Below are 16,972 nucleotides of genomic sequence, written 5' to 3'. Positions count from 1 at the left end.
CGGCGCCTGCGGGCCCTCCCTGGGACCCTCGCCGCCCGCGCCCCTCCCCGGACCCCTCAGGGCCTCCGGTTTCCTCGTGGTGCTCAGCGTCCGCGGCCTCCTCGCGGGCCCTCGCCGCCGGTCAGTGCCTCCGCCAGTTCCTGGACGTTGCGGTAGCGGGCCGAGCGGGGGAGGTCGTACAGGGGTTCGATCAGGGCGTCGGGGGCGTGGCGGTCACGGAGCACGCCGATCAGTTCCCGGGGGCCCGCCGGGAACGCGGAGCGCCCCAGCATCCGGCCCAGCTCCAGCCGCGCCTCGGACGCCGAGGCCGGTGCCGAGGGCCCGCCCGCCAGCCGCGGATCGTCCTCGGCGACGGGCTCCGGGTCGTGCCAATCCTCGACCCGCGTGGGGTGACCCGACCTGAGCAGCTCCTTGAGCTGGTGCTTCATCTCCTCGTCGCGATGCACGCTCAACCGGTCGCTGCCTCGTTGCATGACTGATTCCTCCAGATCGTCGGCGGTCGCCGACCGCGTACCCGGCCCGACGGGGGCGACACCGTGGTTCGCCCGGCGGATCGTTTTTGTTTGCGACCACGGCGCGCGGGCAGGCGGACACAGAGTGCTTCGGACCGGAGGCACGTCCGTGGGAGCGGTTGCCGCAGCCCGCGCGCGTCCTGCCGGGCCGCGGACGGCTAACCACGGTGACCGTCCCATCCAGCACACCCGCAAGGGAGTTGCGACGCATCATGCGAACCACAGCACCTGCGAAGCACCACCCTCACGACGACGCCCCCGACACCGCCCAGGCCTTCCGCACCCTCGCCCAGCTGCCGCCCGGCCCGCGGCGCGACGCGCTGAGAGGGGAGATCGTCGAGGCCTGGCTGCCCATGGCCGACCGCCTCGCCGGACGCTTCCGCAGCCGCGGCGAGAGCTACGAGGACCTGCGCCAGGTCGCGGCACTGGGCCTGGTCAAGGCCGTCGACCGGTACGACGCCGCGCGCGGCCACGCCTTCGAGAGCTACGCCGTTCCCACTGTCACCGGTGAGCTCAAGCGCCACTTCCGCGACCACATGTGGACCCTGCACGTGCCACGCCGGGTCCAGGACCTGCGCAACCGGGTCCGGTTCGCCGTACAGGACCTCGGCCACCTCGGCCGTACCCCCACGGTCGCCGAGATCGCCGGGCACACCGGCCTCGGCGAGGACGAGGTCAAGGCCGGGCTGGAGGCACTGGAGAGCTTCAACGCGCTCTCGCTCGACGCCGCGCCGCCCGGCGGCGAGGACGGCAGCAGCCTTGGTGACGCCCTCGGCTCGACCGACCCCGCCCTCGACACGGTCGTCGACCGCGAGGCCGTCAGGCCGCGGCTGGCCGCCCTGCCCGAGCGGGAGAGGGCCATCCTCTACATGCGCTTCTTCGACGACATGACCCAGAGCAGGATCGCGGAGGAGCTCGGCATCTCCCAGATGCACGTCTCCCGTCTGATCAGCCGCTGCTGTAACCGACTGCGCGACCAGGTGATGCGCGACGCGGCATAGCCGCACTCGGATTCACCCGGTCGGCCGCGTGTGTCCCACTGATGGTGCCCGGCCGCGCGCGGGGCTCGACGGGGCGGGCTGTGATGGCTGCGGGGCGCGAACGAAGTGCCCCGCAGCCGTCGGCCCGAGGAGCCCTGCGTATGCGCCGCACCGCCCGAGTCCTGTCCGTCGCTGCCATGACCGGCGCCGTCCTGGCCGGTGCCGCCCCGCTGGTGTGGGCCGACCCGGCCGCCGAGGTGAGCCCCGCCACCGCGCAGCCCGGCGGCACCGTCACCGTCTCCGTCACCTGCGACGCCGGCGGCGGGAACCCTCCGCCGAGCCTGGACGCCACGTCGGAGGCCTTCGACGAGGGCACCGTCGCCCTCCATCTGGTCCCGGCCGGCCTCGACACGCTCGCCGGCCCCGCCTACCGCGGCACCGCGAAGATCGCCCCCGCCGCCGACCTGGAGAGCGACCCGGCGGGCACCGGGCCGGACACCGCCTGGACCGTCGACGGAACCTGCCCGGCCGCGCCCGGCGGCCAGGGCAAGCCGTGGAGCGCCACCTTCACGGTCACCCGCGACGCGCCCAAACCGCCCTGTCCCGACTCCCACGGCGCCACCTGCCCGCCCGAGCCCTGTCCCGACTCCCACGGCGCCACCTGCCCGCCCGAGCCCTGCCCCGAGCCGCACTCCGGCACCTGCCCGCCCGCGCCGCCGGTCCAGCGCGGCGTACGGGCGGGCGAGGGCGGCGCCTTCACCGACTCGGTCCCGGCCCTGGTCGCCGGTGGCTTCTTCATCGCGGTCGCCGCCGGCGGCGCCGTGTACCGGCTGCGCCGCAGGACCCCCGGCCGGGACGCCTGACCAGGCCCCCGCCTGGGTACGCACAGCCCCGAGAGACCTACGGCGCCCCGTGCGGCACACGGACCGAGCCGCGGCCCGGCCCCCGTCGTGCGGCACGGCAGGCAGACGACACGGCAGCAGCACGCGGAGGTGCGCATGCGGCGGACGGACGCGGAAGGACACGGGCCCGTCCGGTACGGGCCGCCACTGCCCGACGACGGGCTTCCGGTACTGCCCGAGCTGTGCGCCGTCCTCGCGGCGGCGGCCGGCCGCGGCGGCGCCGAGCCGGTCGGCGGCGGCCCGCACCTGCTGGAAGCGGCCTGCGGCTACTGGGAGCGGCGCGGACTGGAGACCCGGCCCGAACGCGCCGCCGCGGGGCCCGGCGCCCCGTCGCTGCTGCTCGCGCTGACCGCCGCGCTCGGCGGCGACGTGCTCGTGCCCCGGCCCTGCGCCGCCTGGTGGGCCCCGTACGCCCGGCTGCTCGGCAGACCCCTCTTCCATGTGCCGACCCCCGCCGAGTGCGGCGGTGTACCCGACCCGTACGCCCTGCTGGAGACCGTGCGCCGGGTGCGCGAGGAGGGGGGCGACCCGCGGCTGGTGGTGCTGTCCGTCGCCGACGACCCCACCGGCACGGTGGCCCCGCCCGAGGTGCTGCACGAGGCGGTGGAGGCCGCGGCCGGCGAGGGACTGCACATGGTCAGCGACGAGACCTGGCGCGACACCCTGCACGACCCGGCCGCCACCGTCCTGCTCAGCCCCGCCGAGATGCTCCCCGACCGGGTCACCGTCGTGAGCGATCTGGCCGGCGCGCTGCTGCCCGTCGCCTGGCCGGCCGCCGTCGCCCGCTTCCCCGCCGGGGACGCCGGAGCCGCCCTGCACGCGCGCGTGCTCGACGTCCTCACCGCCCTCGGCGCCCGCGTGGCCGGCCCGGTCGCCGCCGCGGCCGCCTACGCCCTCGCCGAGCCCGAGCCCGTGACCTCCCGCGTCACGGCCACCGTACGCCTGCACGCGCGCGTGGCCGCCGCCCTGCACTCCGCCGTCGTCGGGGCCGGTGCCCTCGCCAGGCCGCCGCAGGCCGGCCGCCACCTCTACGCCGACCTCGGCCCGCTGCGCGCCGCCCTGTCCGCGCACGGCGTCGGCGACGCCCAGGAACTGGAGGACTTCCTCTCCGCCCGGCTCGGCATGCCGACACCCGGCGGGCAGCGCTTCGGGGACGACCTGGCCGCGCCGCGCGTCCGGCTGGCCACCGCCCCGGTGCTCGGCGGCACCGACGAGGAGCGGGCACAGAGCCTCGGTTCACCCGCGCCGCTGGAACTGCCGCACGCGCAGCGCGCGTTGACCAAGGTGCAGACGGTCTTCGAAGAACTCCGCGCCGACGCTCAGCGATGGGAGCCGCCTCGATGACGCAGCAGCCCGAGTCGACCACCACCGGTGCCGCCCCTCCGGCAGGCACCCGGGAGACCCCCGCCGCCGTGTCACCGCTCACCGAATCCCCCCTCGCCCCGCCCTTTCCACCCCTGGCCGAACCCCGCCCCCTGGGCGGCCGCCGGGTCTGGCCGCGCACCTTCCACGACCGGCTCACCGCCCCGCTGCCCGGCCTGAAAGCACTGGCCCGCTTCGCCCGCGAGGGCTCCTTACGCCCCCGCCCCGAGGGCCTCGCCGACATCCCACTGCTCCCCTTCGAACCCGGCCCCCTGCCCCGCGTGGACGCCCGCACCGTCGCCGTCTCCTGGGCGGGACACGCCAGTTGGGTGCTGCGGATCGGCGGTCTGACCATCCTCACCGACCCGGTGTGGTCCCGCCGTATCCTCGGCACCCCGGCCCGGGTCACCCCCGTGGGCATCGCCTGGAGCGCCCTGCCGCGCGTCGACGCGGTCGTCATCAGCCACAACCACTACGACCACCTCGACGCGCCCACCCTGCGCCGACTCCCGCGCGACACCCCGATGTTCGTACCCGCGGGCCTCGGCCGCTGGTTCCACCGCCGCCGCTTCACCGCCGTCACCGAGCTGGACTGGTGGGAGGCGGCCGAACTGAAGGGGGTCCGCTTCGACTTCGTCCCCGCCCATCACTGGTCCAAGCGCAGCCTCACCGACACCTGCCGCACCCTGTGGGGCGGCTGGGTCCTCACCTCGTCCGAAGGCAGGCGCGTCCACTTCGCCGGTGACAGCGGCTACGGCCACTGGTTCTCCCGTATCGGCCGCCGCTACCCCGGCATCGACCTCGCCCTGCTGCCCATCGGCGCCTACGACCCCCGCTGGTGGCTCCGCGACGTCCACTGCGACCCGGAGGAGGCGGTCCGGGCGGCCCAGGACCTCGGCGCCCGCCGGATGGCCCCGATGCACTGGGGCACCTTCATCCTCTCGGCGGAACCGGTGCTGGAGCCGCTGACGAGGGTGCGGGAGGCGTGGCAGAAGGCGGGTCTGCAGCGGGCGGACCTGTGGGACCTGCCGATCGGGGGTTCACGGGTGCTTGAGGCGACCGAAGGGAGCAGTGTCTGACAGGCTCCCGCCCCGCCTCAGCCGCTCGCCCGCACGCGCCGCCACACACCCGGCGCCACGCTGATCACCAGTGTCAGCGCGATCGCCGCGACCACTCCCTGCCACGGCTCGGGGAACAACGACCCGCCCAGAATGCCGATCAGCTGATACGTAAGCGCCCAGGCGAGGCAGGCGGGCAGATTGCCCCGCACGAACCTCCGCAGCGGCCACTCGGCCAGCAGACAGGCCAGCATCACGGGCAACCGCCCGGCCGGCACCAGCCGCGACAGCACCAGCACGGCCACCCCGTGCTCGGCCAGCTTGCCCTGCGCCCGCTCCAGCCGGTCCTCGGGCGCACGCGAGCGGATCGCCCCCAGCCACCGTGAGCCGTTCCGCGACCCGATCCCGCGCCGCCCCAGCCAGTACAGCGCCACGTCCCCGAGGAACGCGGCCAGCGAAGCCGTCACGAACACGAGGGCCAGCGAGAACGGCGCGGTCTGATGGAACGCCACCACCGCGGCGGAGGACACCAGTGCCCCGGTCGGCACCACCGGCACCAGCGCCCCGACCAGCACCAGCAGGAACAGCGTGGGATAGCCGATGGCCTGCTGCGTCGACCCGGTCGAGACGGACGAGGAGGCCGCCGCGAGCCAGGTCACCGTGCGACCTCCACCCGCACCCGTTCCCCGTGCCCGAGCCGGTGCACCGCCGCGCCCGGCGCGCTCTCGGCGGCCAGCCGCACGAACTCCTCGCCGGGTGCGTGGAACTCGTGCGGGCGCACCGCGTCCAGCCCGATGGGCCAGTACGTGCCGTAGTGCACCGGCACCGCGCTGCCCGCCCCCAGCCGGGCCAGCGCCTGCGCCGCCCGCCCCGCGTCCAGATGCCCGGCACCGAGGTACGGCCCCCAGCCGCCCACCGGCAGCAGCGCCACGTCGACCGGCCCCACCTCCTTGGCCATCGTGTCGAACAGGCCGGTGTCCCCGGCGAAGTAGGTGCGCGCCTCGCCCTCGACGACATAGCCGAGCGCGGGGGAGCGGTGCGGTCCCACCGGCAGCCGCCGTCCGTCGTGCGCGGCGGGCACGGCACGGACCAGAACGTCCCCGATCCGCGTCTCGTCGCCCGGTGCCATCTCACTGATCCGCAGGTGGCTGAGCCGGCGCAGAGTGGGCACGGACCGGCGCGCGCCCAGGGGCACGAGCAGGCGCGTGCCCGGCGCGAGCCGCGCCAGCGACGGCACATGCAGATGGTCGGCGTGCAGGTGGGACACCAGCGCCACGTCCGCGGTCCATGCCCCGGGCGGCGGCAACGCGCCCCGCCGGCGGCGCAGATGCGCGAGTCTGCGGGCGAACAGAGGGTCGGTGAGGACGCGTACGTCCGAGTCCGCGACCGTGCAGGTGGCGTGGCCCCACCAGGTGATCTCCACCGGCACCCTTCCGCCCCTTTCGCGCGACTCCCCCGAAGCCTACGTGCAGGAGTAGGGTCGGCGGCGAAACCCGGAGGTGAGGGGGACGCCATGGGAAAGCCGCGAGGTGTTCTCGGCCGGCCGGACGCGGCGGTCGTCCAGGTCACGGCCATCGCGAGCCTGACGCCGCTGGAGGAGCTGGAGGCCGACCCCTTCCTGGTGGACTCCCGGGGCCAGCACGCCATGTGCGCCCGCTGGGCGGCCGAGCGCGGCTACGTCGTCGCGCGCGAGCTGCTCGTACGGAGGCTGCGGCCCGACCACCGCGCCCTGTGGGACGGGGTCCGGCCGGGGCTCGACCTGTTCGTGGCACCGAGCCCGCGGGTACTGGAGTCGGCGCTCGCCTCCCTGGAGGAGTTCACCGCGGAGTGCGCCCGGCGCGGAGTGCGCGTGGAGACGGTGGACTGCGCCGAGCCCGCCTACGACGCCCGGATGAAGGCGATGGTGCACCGCAGGCTGTCGATGCCGACCGCGGGGTACGACGGCCGCTGACCCCGCCGCCGTACCGCGCGAGGCGCGGCCGCTCACCGTGCCGCCGTACCGCCCGGAGGGGCCGTGACCCGCGGACCTGGCACACTCCCCGCTGCCCGCCGGGCCGGCGAACCGTTTCCGCGGGCCGGTGTGACACGCTGGACAGCGGGCCCGCAACGGCGACGGGCCGGGACGTGAGGTGCACGGGGTGCTGGGACGGCGTTGGCGGCGGGTCATGAGCCAGATCGGCCGGAGCACCGCGGTGTGGGCCGTGTCCACCCTCACCATGCTCGTGCTCGCCGGCCTCCTGCCCGACTTCCAGCTCCAGTCCGCCGACGGCGACAGCGCCACCAGCATCGCCGTCACCGCCGCACTCGGCGCGGGCGCCTTCGGTCTGCTGTCCGCGCTGGCCTGGCCGCTCCTGGTACGCCTGCTGCTGCTCGTCCCGGCACTCGTGCTCGGCCTGCTGGTGTTCTTCCTCAACGGCGCCCTGCTGCTGGTGGCCTTGCGGCTGAACCCGGCCGAGCAGGGCGGCGCGACCTGGGAGACCGCGGTGGTGGTCGCCGCCGTGATGTCCGCGGTCGCCTCCGCGACCGGTGCCGCGCTCGCCGTGCGCGAGGACGACGCCTACCGCCGCCGCCTGTACCGCCTCGCCGACCGTCGCCGAAGAGACCGGCCGGCGGGCCCGGTCACGCCCGGCACGCTGTTCCTGCAACTGGACGGCGTGGGCCACGACGTGCTCGCGGACGCCGTCGGCAAGGGACTGATGCCGACCGTGGCACGCTGGCTGGACGGCGGCCCCGGCAGGCCCGCCACCCACCGGCTCACCTCCTGGCGCACCGACTGGTCCAGCCAGACCGGCGCCAGCCAGCTCGGCATCCTGCACGGCAGCACCTTCGACGTGCCCGCCTTCCGCTGGTACGAGAAGGACAGCCGGGTCGTCATGGTCTGCAATCGGCCCACCAGCGCCGCCGAGCTCCAGCGCCGCGCGGTCGAGCGCACCGGGGACGGCGGACTGCTCACCGCCGACGGGGCGAGCCGGGGCAACCTGTTCAGCGGCGGCGCCGACGAGCAGGCCCTGGTGCTGTCCATCGCCGCGCGCCGGCGCAGCCGCGAGACCCGCTCGCGCGCCGGGTACTTCGCCTACTTCTCCGACCCGGCCAACGCCGTGCGCACCGCCCTGTCCTTCGTCGCCGAGGCGGGCCGCGAGATCGGCCAGTCCGCGCGGGCCCGGCTGCGCAAGCAGCGCCCCCGGGTCAAGCGCGGCGGGCTCTACCCCTTCGTCCGCGCCTTCGCCACCGTCGTGGAGCGGGACGTCGTCGTCGCGGCGGTCACCGGCGACCTGTTCGCCGGCCGCACCGCCGTCTACGCCGACCTCGTGGCCTACGACGAGGTGGCCCACCACTCCGGACCGTGCAGCCGGGACGCCGAGAAGGTCCTCGCCCGGCTCGACCGGTCGCTCGCGCTGATCGAGAAGGTCGCCGAGCACGCCCCTCGGCCCTACCGGCTGGTCCTGCTCTCCGACCACGGCCAGAGCCCCGGCGAGACCTTCCGCGCCCGCTACGGCCTGACCCTCGCCGACCTCGTCCGGGCCGGCTGCGGACTGCCCGTGCCGCGCCGGGCGAGCCGCACCCACAGCGGGGCCGAGGCACGCGCGGCCGTGCGCGCGGCGCTGCGCCGGCCCGTCGAGGAGCGGGCCGAACCGTATCCGCCCTCGCGGCGCACCGAGCCGATCGTGCTGGCCTCCGGCAACCTCGGCCTGATCTCCTTCCCGGACGTGGCGCACCGCATGACCAAGGAGGAGATCGACGCCCGCCACCCGGCGCTGCTGCCGACCCTCGCCAACCACCCCGGCATCGGCTTCCTCCTCGTGCGCAGCGAGCGGCACGGCGGCGTGCTGCTCGGGGCGTACGGCGCCGAGATCCCGGTCGCGGAACTGGCCGACGGACGCGGCCCGCTGGCCCCCTTCGGGCCCGGCGCCGCCGACGCGGTCCGGCGCACGCACTCCTTCCCGCACACCGCCGACATCATGGTCAACTCCTTCCACGACCCGGTCGACGGCGAGGTGCTCGCCTTCGAGGAGCAGATCGGTTCGCACGGCGGGCTCGGCGGCGCCCAGGGCCGGCCGTTTCTGCTGTCGCCGCTCGCGCTCTCGGCGCCGCCCGCCGACATCGCGGGCGCCGAGCGGGTCCACCGTGTGCTGCGCCGCTGGCTGCGCGAGTCGGACGGCCCCCAGGTGCCCCTGGACGGCGCGCGGTCCAAGCCCGGTGACATCGCGTCCCTCCCGGTGCCGGACGGGTTCGTGCAGGACAAGAGCGCGTGACGCGGCCGGCCGCGCTGCGGGAGCGGGGCCGCCGGAGGGCCCGGCTTCGCGCGCAGGCCCGGACGGTTCGGCTTCGCGCAGAGGCCCGCACCCTTCGGCTTCGCGTAGGGGGCGCCGGATAATTCGGCTGCGCGCACGGGGCCGTACACACACACTTGTGAACGCATACGCCCCCCAACCCCCTTGAGGAGCCCCTGCGTTGCAGGCCGCCGTCACCGTCACCCCCGCCCGCGTCCCGGAGCTGCTGCTCGGCCTGGCCACCGTACGGCCGGTGTTCCTGTGGGGAGCGCCCGGCATCGGAAAGTCCTCCCTGGTAAGGGAGTTCGCCGAGTCCCTCGGGCTGGAGTGCGTCAGTCTGCTGGGCACGCAGCTCGCGCCCGAGGACCTGATCGGGGTGCCGCAGATCCGGGACGGGCGTTCGGTGTTCTGCCCGCCCGAGGCCATCGCCCGCGACGAGCCGTACTGCCTGTTCCTGGACGAGCTGAACGCGGCCACGCCGGACGTCCAGAAGGCGTTCTACTCGCTGATCCTGGACCGCCGTATCGGGAACTACGAACTGCCCGAGGGCTCGATCGTCATCGGCGCGGGCAACCGCTCCACCGACAACGCCCTCGCCCGCCCGATCGCCTCCGCGCTGGTCAACCGGCTCACGCACGTCCACCTTCAGGCCTCGCCGAAGGACTGGCTGGTGTGGGCGGCGGGCCACGGCATCCACCCCTGGATCCTGGACCACCTCACCGACCGGCCCGACCACCTGTGGTCCAAGCCGCCCAGGACCGAGGAGCCGTTCTCCACCCCGCGCTCCTGGCACATGCTCTCCGACGCCCTGCACTCCTTCGGCGCGGACCTCGACGAGGAGACGCTGAAGGTCCTCGCGCACGGCACCCTCACCCCCCGGCACGCCACCGCGTTCTGCGGCTACGTCAAGATCGTGCGCAGCCGCTTCGGCATCGAGGCGATCCTCAAGGGCGACGCCCGCTGGCCCGCCCGCACGGAGGACCGCGACCTGCTGTACTACCTCGCCGAGTCCTTCCGCGGCCGCCTCCTCAAGGACCTGCCCGACTCCAGGGAGCACCTGTCGGCGAACGGCCGCCAGACCGCCTACCGGGCCAAGTCCCTGCTGGTGCAGCTCGCCGAGATCTCCGTCGAGGTCGCCCAGAGCGTCATCGCCTCCGACGCCGACGGCAACCCGGTCCTGCCCGCCTGGTTCCTCGTCGAGGCCGCCCGCGACATGCCCCGGCTGGTCGAGGCCCGGCGGTGAGCCGCGCCGCCGCCCGGCGGGGCCGGCAGCACAGGACCGACCCGGCCGCCGAGGCCTGCGCCGACGGGCTGCGCATGGCGTGGGCCAACCCGGCGCTCGCCGCCGTCGAGGCGAAGACCTGCCGCGACCCGGAGTGCCGGGCCGCGCCCCGGCAGGGCCTCGCACGCGTCGACTCCAACGGCACCGTGCATCTGCACCCCACCGTCCACGCCGAACCCGCCGACTGGGCCTGGGCCATCGCCCACGCCGTGCTCCACCTCGGCTTCGGACACGTCCCCGCCGCCGGCCACGAGCGCCCGCAGCCCGACAGGTTCGAACGGGCCGCGCGCTGCGCGGTCGTCGACCGTTTCCTGCTGACCTTCAAGGTCGGCCGCCCGCCCGAGGACCTGCCCGCCGCCTACCCCGACGGCGACGAGGAACGCCTCGCCGCCCTGTGGCGCCGCGACGGCATCCCGGCGCCCTACCAGCGCGAGGAGCCCGACCAGCTCCTCGTGACCTGGAGCAGCTGGAACGGCCAGGTGCCCGACTGGCAGCTCGCCTTCGCGAACGCGCTGACCCGCACCCTGTCCACCGCCATGGACCTGGCCGGCGGCCGCCGCGACTCGATGCACGGCGGCCCCACCCGGCGCCGGCCCTGGGAGCGGGCGCTGAGCTGGTTCGTCTCCTCCTACCCCCTGCTCGGCGGCATCGCCTCCGGCATCACCCTCGTCGCCGACGCCGAGATCGCCCGCGCCCACGGCATCGCGATCGCCGCGGTGGACGCCCTGTCGGGGGAGATCTACATCAACCCCCTGTGCCACTTCGACGACGAGGAATGGCGGTTCGTCCTCGCCCACGAGATGCTGCACGCCGCCCTGCGCCACCAGGACCGCTGCGGCACCCGAGACCCGCTGCTGTTCAACATCGCCTGCGACTACGTCATCAACGGCTGGCTGCGCGAGATGCGGGTCGGCACCATGCCCGAAGGGCTGCTCCACGACCCGGAGCTGGCCGGCCTGTCCGCGGAGGAGGTCTACGACCGCATCGCGGGCGACCTGCGCCGGGCACGACGCCTGGCCACCCTGCGCGGCAAGGGCGCCGGCGACGTCCTCGGCGGCCCGCTCGGCGCGCCCGGCGACCACGTCGACCTCGACGAGTTCTACCGCCGGGGCCTCGCCCGCGGACTCGATCTGCACGAAGGGCAGGAGCGCGGCTTCCTGCCCGGCGGCCTGATCGAGGAGATCCGCGCCCTCAGCCATCCGCCGCTGCCCTGGGACGCGCAACTCGCCCGCTGGTTCGACGAGTTCGTGCCACGCCCCGAGCCGCTGCGGTCCTACGCCCGCCCCGCCCGGCGCCAGGCGTCCACGCCCGGCATCCCGCGCGCGGGCCGCTACCTCCCGCCCGAGGAGGTCGCGCGCTGCACCTTCGGCGTCGTCCTGGACACCTCCGGCTCCATGGGCCGGGTCCTGCTCGGCAAGGCGCTCGGCGCCATCGCCTCCTACGCCGAGGCCCGCGATGTGCCCGCCGCGCGAGTGGTGTTCTGTGACGCCGCCCCGCACGACGCGGGCTATCTGCCGGTCACCGAGATCGCCGGGCGCGTGCGGGTGCGCGGACGCGGGGGCACGGTCCTGCAACCGGGGATCGACCTGCTGCACCGCGCCGACGACTTCCCGCCGGGCGCGCCGGTCCTGGTGATCACCGACGGCTGGTGCGACGTTCTGCGGGTGCGGCGCGAACACGCCTATCTGATTCCCCAGAACGCCCGGTTGCCGTTCACCGCGCGTGGGCCGGTGTTCCGGGTGCGTTGAGCCGGAATGTGATCGGATAGGGGCGAGGGCCCCCGGAAGCGGGACCGCATCCAGAACTTGCGAAAGGAACAATCGTGGCAACCACGCGCTCCGCACACACCGTCTGGGAAGGCAACCTGCTCGAGGGCAACGGAGTCGTCACCTTCGACTCCTCCGGTATCGGGCAGCAGCCGGTGTCGTGGCCGTCGCGCGCCGAGCAGGCCAACGGCAAGACCAGCCCGGAGGAGCTGATCGCCGCGGCCCACTCCAGCTGCTTCTCCATGGCGCTGTCGCACGGCCTGGCCGGCGCCGGCACGCCGCCCACCAAGCTGGTCACCTCGGCCGACGTCACCTTCCAGCCGGGCGAGGGCATCACCGGCATCCACCTGACCGTGGAGGGCACGGTGGAGGGCCTCGACAACGACGCCTTCGTCGCCGCCGCCCAGGACGCCAAGGCCAACTGCCCGGTCAGCCAGGCCCTGAAGGCCGTGCCGATCACGCTGGACGCCAAGCTGGCCTGAGTCCGCGCGACACCCCGTGCGGCCCGCCTCCCCGGCGGGCCGCACGGCGGTTCGCACGGCGGCCGGACGGGAAAGGGAGGGCGATGGTCCAGGGCATCTCCGCTTCGACCACGGCACTCGACTCCGCCACACGCACCGCGACCCGCGTACGGCTGCTGTTCAGCCTGACCGGACGGATCGACCCGGCCCTCGCCATCGACAGGCTCATCGACCGGCTGGACTTCGGGCGGTTCGGCTCGCATCTGCGCTCCGGGGACACGGTGCTGCCCGTGCCGGTGCTCGCCGAGTCCGTCGACCCGGCGGACCTGGGACTGCCGGGCGGCGACCACGGACTGCGCCTCGCGGGTGCCGGGATGGTCGTCGTCACGACCCCGCGCGGGGACGCCACCCTGGTGCTGGACTGCGACTTCGCCGTCGACACCTCGACCGCCGCCCTCGCTCCCTGGCTCGCGGCCACCTGCTTCGAACGCGAGGCGTTCACCCTCGGCGGGCGGCCCCTGCTGGACGTGGTCCGGGCCCGCCTGGCCCTGCCCGAGCCGCTGGCCTTCGGCCAGAACGTCCACCAACTCGTGCTGCCCGGCGGCCAGTTGCTCGCCGAGCTGCTCACCGCGGCGGGCTCCGGCCGGAGCGCCCTGGCCGAGCCGCTGAACGAGCTGATCTACCGCGGCAAGCTGCCCGGCGCCCCGCGGCCCGGCATCAGCGTGCCGCCCCACCTGTACATCCAGGGCGTGACCCTGGCCGCGCACGGCCGCGGGGTCTCCGTACAGGCCGGCTGGGCGCCGCACGTGGAGAACGCCCTCACCCTGGTCGCCGTCGGCATGCTGTCCGCCCTCGCCGTGCTCCAGCGCACCCGCTTGAAGTCCTTCGAGATGATGCGGCTCAACCAGCAGGCGACCACCGGTTCCCCGCGCGCGGCCCGCGAGCTGATCTCCGAACTGTCGGCGGGTGTCAACGAGCTCCAGCTGGACCTGGCGTTCGGCGTGGAGGCCTATGTCGACTCCCTGCTGATCCCGGAGATGCTCACCGAGGGCTTCCAGTCCTCCCTCGGCGAGTCCTTCGGCATCCGCGACAGCCTGGAGAACTCCGCCCGCATGATCGAGCGGCTCACCTCGGTCATCGCCGCGCGCTCGGCGAGCCATGACGCCGCCCTCGCCGACGAGAAGGAGCGCCGCGACGGCATCGTCTCCGGCCTGCTCGCCGTGGCCACCCTGATCGCCCTCCCGCCGACCCTGCTGCTGGCCTTCTTCGGCGCCAACGCCTCCGACATCGACGACAGCCACTCAGTCCTCGACGTGGGCGAGTACGGGTGGGCGTACGCGGCGGCCTGGCTGCCCTTCGTGCTGCTGGTCGCCGTCGGATGGCTGCGGCTGCGCCGCCGGCCGGACCGCGACCGGGGCCCGGCCCCCTCGCCCGGCCCGCAGGGGACGCCGCCCGGCCCCGCGCCCGCCTCGCCCCTGCCCGCGCCCCGCCCCCCGGCCGGGCCGTGACCGCCGAGGCCGCCTCCCGGCCCGCCGTGTCCGCGCACCGGGGCGGCAGCGAGCACCACGGGGCCGCGACCTGGGCGGCGTACGAGGACGCGCTGCGCTCGGGCGCGGAGTACGCCGAGTTCGACATCCGGCGCACCGCCGACGGTGTCCTCGTCGTCCACCACGACGCCCGCGCGGGCGGCACGGGCCCCGAGGTGGCCCGGATCGGCCACGCCGAGCTGTGTGAGCGCGCCGGGTACCGGGTGCCGGTCGTGGACGAGGTGATGGCGCTGATCGCCGGGAGGCTCGTCGGGCATCTGGACCTCAAGGAGACCGGCTACGAGCACACGGTGATCGACCGGGCGACGGCCCTGCTCGGGCGGGACGGGTTCGTGGCGACGAGCCTGGAGGATCGTTCCGTCACGGCGATCACCCGTGCCTTCCCGGGCGTCCGCACGGCTCTGTCGCTGGGGCGCGACCGCAAGGAGGTGGGGGCCGCGCGGCTGGCCCCGACCCGGCTGAGCGAGCTGTTCCCGCTGCGCCGGGTGCGGGCCTGCGGGGCGCACGGGGTGGCCGTGCACCGGCGGCTGGCCCGTGCCGGGGTGCTGCGCGAGGCCGCGCGGCACGGTCTGTTCGCCATGGTGTGGACGGTCAACGACGACCTGCTCATGCGGTCCTTCCTGGCCGACCCGCGCGTCGACGTGCTGATCACCGACCGGCCGCGGCGTGCCGTGGCGCTGCGGGAGGCGGCGGCCGGGAGCGGCCCGGACCGGACGCCCCCCTGACCGCCGCCCACGCCTCCATGCCCCATTGACAAGAAGGCGCTCAAGTTTTGTGCTGGAGGTGCAGGCGATCGGGCAGGCCCTGGCGGAAGGGGACGGCGATGGCACGTGCGGTCGGGATCGATCTCGGGACCACCAACTCGGTGGTGGCCGTGCTGGAGGGCGGTGAGCCCACCGTCGTCGCGAACGCGGAGGGCGCGCGGACCACGCCCTCGGTCGTGGCCTTCGCCAAGAACGGCGAGGTACTGGTCGGGGAGGTCGCCAAGCGGCAGGCGGTCACCAACGTCGAGCGCACCGCGCGCTCGGTCAAGCGGTACATGGGCGACGCCCGGTGGCGCTTCCCGGAGCAGGGCTCCGTGGACGGCACCCGCTACCGGGCCCAGGAACTGTCGGCCAGGGTGCTGCAGAAGCTCAAGCGGGACGCGGAGGCCTATCTCGGCGAGGACGTCACCGACGCCGTGATCACCGTCCCCGCCTACTTCGACGACGCCCAGCGGCAGGCCACCAAGGAGGCGGGGGACATCGCGGGCCTGAAGGTGCTGCGGATCATCAACGAGCCGACCTCCGCCGCCCTCGCCTACGGACTGGACCGCGGCGAGGAGCAGACCGTGCTGGTCTTCGACCTGGGCGGCGGCACCTTCGACGTGTCCCTGCTGGAGATCGGTGACGGCGTCATCGAGGTCAAGGCCACCAACGGCGACACCCACCTCGGCGGCGACGACTGGGACCAGCGCGTCGTCGAACATCTGATCACACGCTTCCAGGGGCAGCACGGCGTCGACCTCGGCAGGGACAAGATGGCCGTGCAGCGACTGCGCGAGGCCGCCGAGCGCGCCAAGATCGAGCTGTCCAGCTCCAGCGAGACCAACATCAACCTGCCCTACGTCACCGCCTCCGCCGAAGGTCCCCTGCACCTGGAGGAGAAGCTCACCCGTGCCCAGTTCCAGGAGCTCACCGCCGAGCTGCTCGACCGCTGCCGGCGGCCCTTCCACCAGGCGGTGAAGGACGCGAACCTCAAGCTCTCCGCGATCGACCACGTCATCCTGGTCGGCGGCTCCACCAGGATGCCCGCCGTCACCGAGCTGGTGCGCGAACTGACCGGCAAGGACCCGCACAAGGGCGTCAACCCCGACGAGGTCGTGGCCGTCGGCGCCGCCCTCCAGGCCGGTGTCATCCGCGGCGACGTCAAGGACGTGCTGCTGCTGGACGTCACCCCGCTGTCCCTGGGCATCGAGACCAAGGGCGGCATCATGACCAGGCTGATCGAGCGCAACACCACGATCCCGACCCGCCGTTCGGAGATCTTCACCACCGCCGAGGACAATCAGGCCTCCGTCGGCATCCAGGTCTACCAGGGCGAACGCGAGATCGCCGAGTACAACAAGAAGCTCGGCACCTTCGATCTCGCCGGCCTGCCGCCCGCGCCGCGGGGCGTGCCGCAGATCGAGGTGGCGTTCGACATCGACGCCAACGGGATCATGCATGTCTCCGCCAAGGACCTCGCGACGGGCCGCGAGCAGAAGATGACCGTGACCGGCGGCTCGGCCCTGCCCAAGGACGACATCGACCGTATGATGCGGGACGCGGAGCAGTACGCCGAGGAGGACCGGGGCCGCCGCGAGGCCGCCGAGGCCCGCAACCAGGCCGAGCAACTCGTCTACCAGACCGAGCGGTTCCTGCGCGACAGCGGCGACAAGGTCCCCGACGACACCCGCGCCGAGGTGGAGGCCGCCGTCACCGAACTAAGGACCCTGCTGGACCAGCGCGCCGACACCGCCCCCCTGCGCGCCGGCATCGAGAAGCTGGCCTCGGTCAGCCAGCGCATGGGCCAGGCCATGTACGCCAAGGCCCAGGCCGGACAGCAACCCGGCACGGAACAGCAGCCCGGCACCGAACAGCAATCCGGCACCGGACAACAGCCCGGCACCGAGCAGCCCACCGCGTCCTCGCCGGAAGAGGACGGCGTGGTCGACGCCGAGATCGTCGACGAGGAAGGCGACCACCGGGGCGGAGCCGCCTAGTGCCCCGACAGGCAACGTTCGCCCCGTCGCGACGCCCGGCACGCCCTCTCGCCGCACCGGGCACAGACCCAAGTACATCCAGTACGAG

Annotated in this window: 15 protein-coding genes; 12 read left to right on the top strand and 3 right to left on the bottom strand. The window is 74.4% G+C overall.

Annotated elements, in window-relative coordinates; translation table 11 throughout:
* Window positions 1-83: 83 nt before the first annotated feature.
* The gene (locus ABZZ79_RS36280; RefSeq protein ID WP_356696341.1) at window positions 84-473 is read right to left on the bottom strand and encodes a DUF2795 domain-containing protein; all 390 of its coding nucleotides are present in this window, start codon (window positions 471-473) and stop codon (window positions 84-86) included.
* 251 nt (window positions 474-724) lie between these two features.
* Between ABZZ79_RS36280 and ABZZ79_RS36275 the strand changes: the two genes are divergently transcribed.
* The 4 genes from ABZZ79_RS36275 to ABZZ79_RS36260 all read left to right on the top strand — a co-directional run bounded on the left by ABZZ79_RS36275 (window position 725) and on the right by ABZZ79_RS36260 (window position 4,835).
* A complete protein-coding gene (locus ABZZ79_RS36275; protein ID WP_356696339.1) occupies window positions 725-1,513 on the top strand; it encodes an RNA polymerase sigma factor SigF in 789 nt (262 codons plus the stop codon).
* A gap of 140 nt (window positions 1,514-1,653) precedes the next feature.
* On the top strand, window positions 1,654-2,355 hold the full coding sequence (locus tag ABZZ79_RS36270; RefSeq protein ID WP_356696337.1) for a hypothetical protein: 702 nt from the start codon (window positions 1,654-1,656) through the stop codon (window positions 2,353-2,355).
* Window positions 2,356-2,490: 135 nt separating this feature from the next.
* On the top strand, window positions 2,491-3,738 hold the full coding sequence (locus ABZZ79_RS36265; RefSeq protein WP_356696335.1) for an aminotransferase class I/II-fold pyridoxal phosphate-dependent enzyme: 1,248 nt from the start codon (window positions 2,491-2,493) through the stop codon (window positions 3,736-3,738).
* The gene (locus tag ABZZ79_RS36260; protein ID WP_356696333.1) at window positions 3,735-4,835 is read left to right on the top strand and encodes an MBL fold metallo-hydrolase; all 1,101 of its coding nucleotides are present in this window, start codon (window positions 3,735-3,737) and stop codon (window positions 4,833-4,835) included. The genes ABZZ79_RS36265 and ABZZ79_RS36260 overlap by 4 nt, the downstream gene beginning before the upstream one ends.
* A gap of 17 nt (window positions 4,836-4,852) precedes the next feature.
* Here the strand turns inward: ABZZ79_RS36260 and ABZZ79_RS36255 are convergent, their stop codons facing one another.
* On the bottom strand, window positions 4,853-5,473 hold the full coding sequence (locus ABZZ79_RS36255; protein WP_356696331.1) for a VTT domain-containing protein: 621 nt from the start codon (window positions 5,471-5,473) through the stop codon (window positions 4,853-4,855).
* Window positions 5,470-6,243 carry an MBL fold metallo-hydrolase gene (locus tag ABZZ79_RS36250; RefSeq protein ID WP_356696329.1) on the bottom strand — a complete coding sequence of 258 codons (774 nt, stop codon included), beginning with the start codon at window positions 6,241-6,243 and terminating at the stop codon, window positions 5,470-5,472. Before ABZZ79_RS36250 ends, ABZZ79_RS36255 begins: the two co-directional genes overlap by 4 nt.
* 84 nt (window positions 6,244-6,327) lie before the next feature.
* On the opposite strand from ABZZ79_RS36250, the gene ABZZ79_RS36245 reads away from it, so the two are divergent.
* The 8 genes from ABZZ79_RS36245 (at window position 6,328) to dnaK (ending at window position 16,884) form a co-directional block, all read left to right on the top strand.
* Window positions 6,328-6,765 carry a hypothetical protein gene (locus ABZZ79_RS36245; RefSeq protein WP_356696327.1) on the top strand — a complete coding sequence of 146 codons (438 nt, stop codon included), beginning with the start codon at window positions 6,328-6,330 and terminating at the stop codon, window positions 6,763-6,765.
* Between the two features lie 214 nt (window positions 6,766-6,979).
* Window positions 6,980-9,067 (top strand): phage holin family protein, encoded by a 2,088-nt coding sequence (locus ABZZ79_RS36240; RefSeq protein ID WP_356696325.1) that lies wholly within the window; start codon window positions 6,980-6,982, stop codon window positions 9,065-9,067.
* 199 nt (window positions 9,068-9,266) lie between these two features.
* On the top strand, window positions 9,267-10,328 hold the full coding sequence (locus ABZZ79_RS36235) for a MoxR family ATPase (RefSeq protein ID WP_356696323.1): 1,062 nt from the start codon (window positions 9,267-9,269) through the stop codon (window positions 10,326-10,328).
* Window positions 10,325-12,115 (top strand): hypothetical protein, encoded by a 1,791-nt coding sequence (locus tag ABZZ79_RS36230; RefSeq protein WP_356696321.1) that lies wholly within the window; start codon window positions 10,325-10,327, stop codon window positions 12,113-12,115. Before ABZZ79_RS36235 ends, ABZZ79_RS36230 begins: the two co-directional genes overlap by 4 nt.
* A 74-nt stretch (window positions 12,116-12,189) precedes the next feature.
* On the top strand, window positions 12,190-12,615 hold the full coding sequence (locus tag ABZZ79_RS36225) for an OsmC family protein (RefSeq protein ID WP_356696319.1): 426 nt from the start codon (window positions 12,190-12,192) through the stop codon (window positions 12,613-12,615).
* An 83-nt stretch (window positions 12,616-12,698) separates the two neighbouring features.
* Window positions 12,699-14,102, top strand: a complete 1,404-nt coding sequence (locus ABZZ79_RS36220; protein ID WP_356696317.1) for a hypothetical protein — start codon at window positions 12,699-12,701, stop codon at window positions 14,100-14,102.
* The gene (locus tag ABZZ79_RS36215; protein ID WP_356696315.1) at window positions 14,099-14,866 is read left to right on the top strand and encodes a glycerophosphodiester phosphodiesterase family protein; all 768 of its coding nucleotides are present in this window, start codon (window positions 14,099-14,101) and stop codon (window positions 14,864-14,866) included. Before ABZZ79_RS36220 ends, ABZZ79_RS36215 begins: the two co-directional genes overlap by 4 nt.
* A gap of 98 nt (window positions 14,867-14,964) precedes the next feature.
* A complete protein-coding gene (gene dnaK, locus ABZZ79_RS36210) occupies window positions 14,965-16,884 on the top strand; it encodes a molecular chaperone DnaK (protein ID WP_356696313.1) in 1,920 nt (639 codons plus the stop codon).
* Window positions 16,885-16,972 lie beyond the last annotated feature (88 nt).

It is taken from the genome of Streptomyces sp. NPDC006458 (genome assembly GCF_040612135.1).
GTDB lineage: Bacteria > Actinomycetota > Actinomycetes > Streptomycetales > Streptomycetaceae > Streptomyces.
The sequence above is the reverse complement of the archived record's forward strand: the minus strand, read 5'-3'. Positions and strand labels throughout refer to the sequence as shown.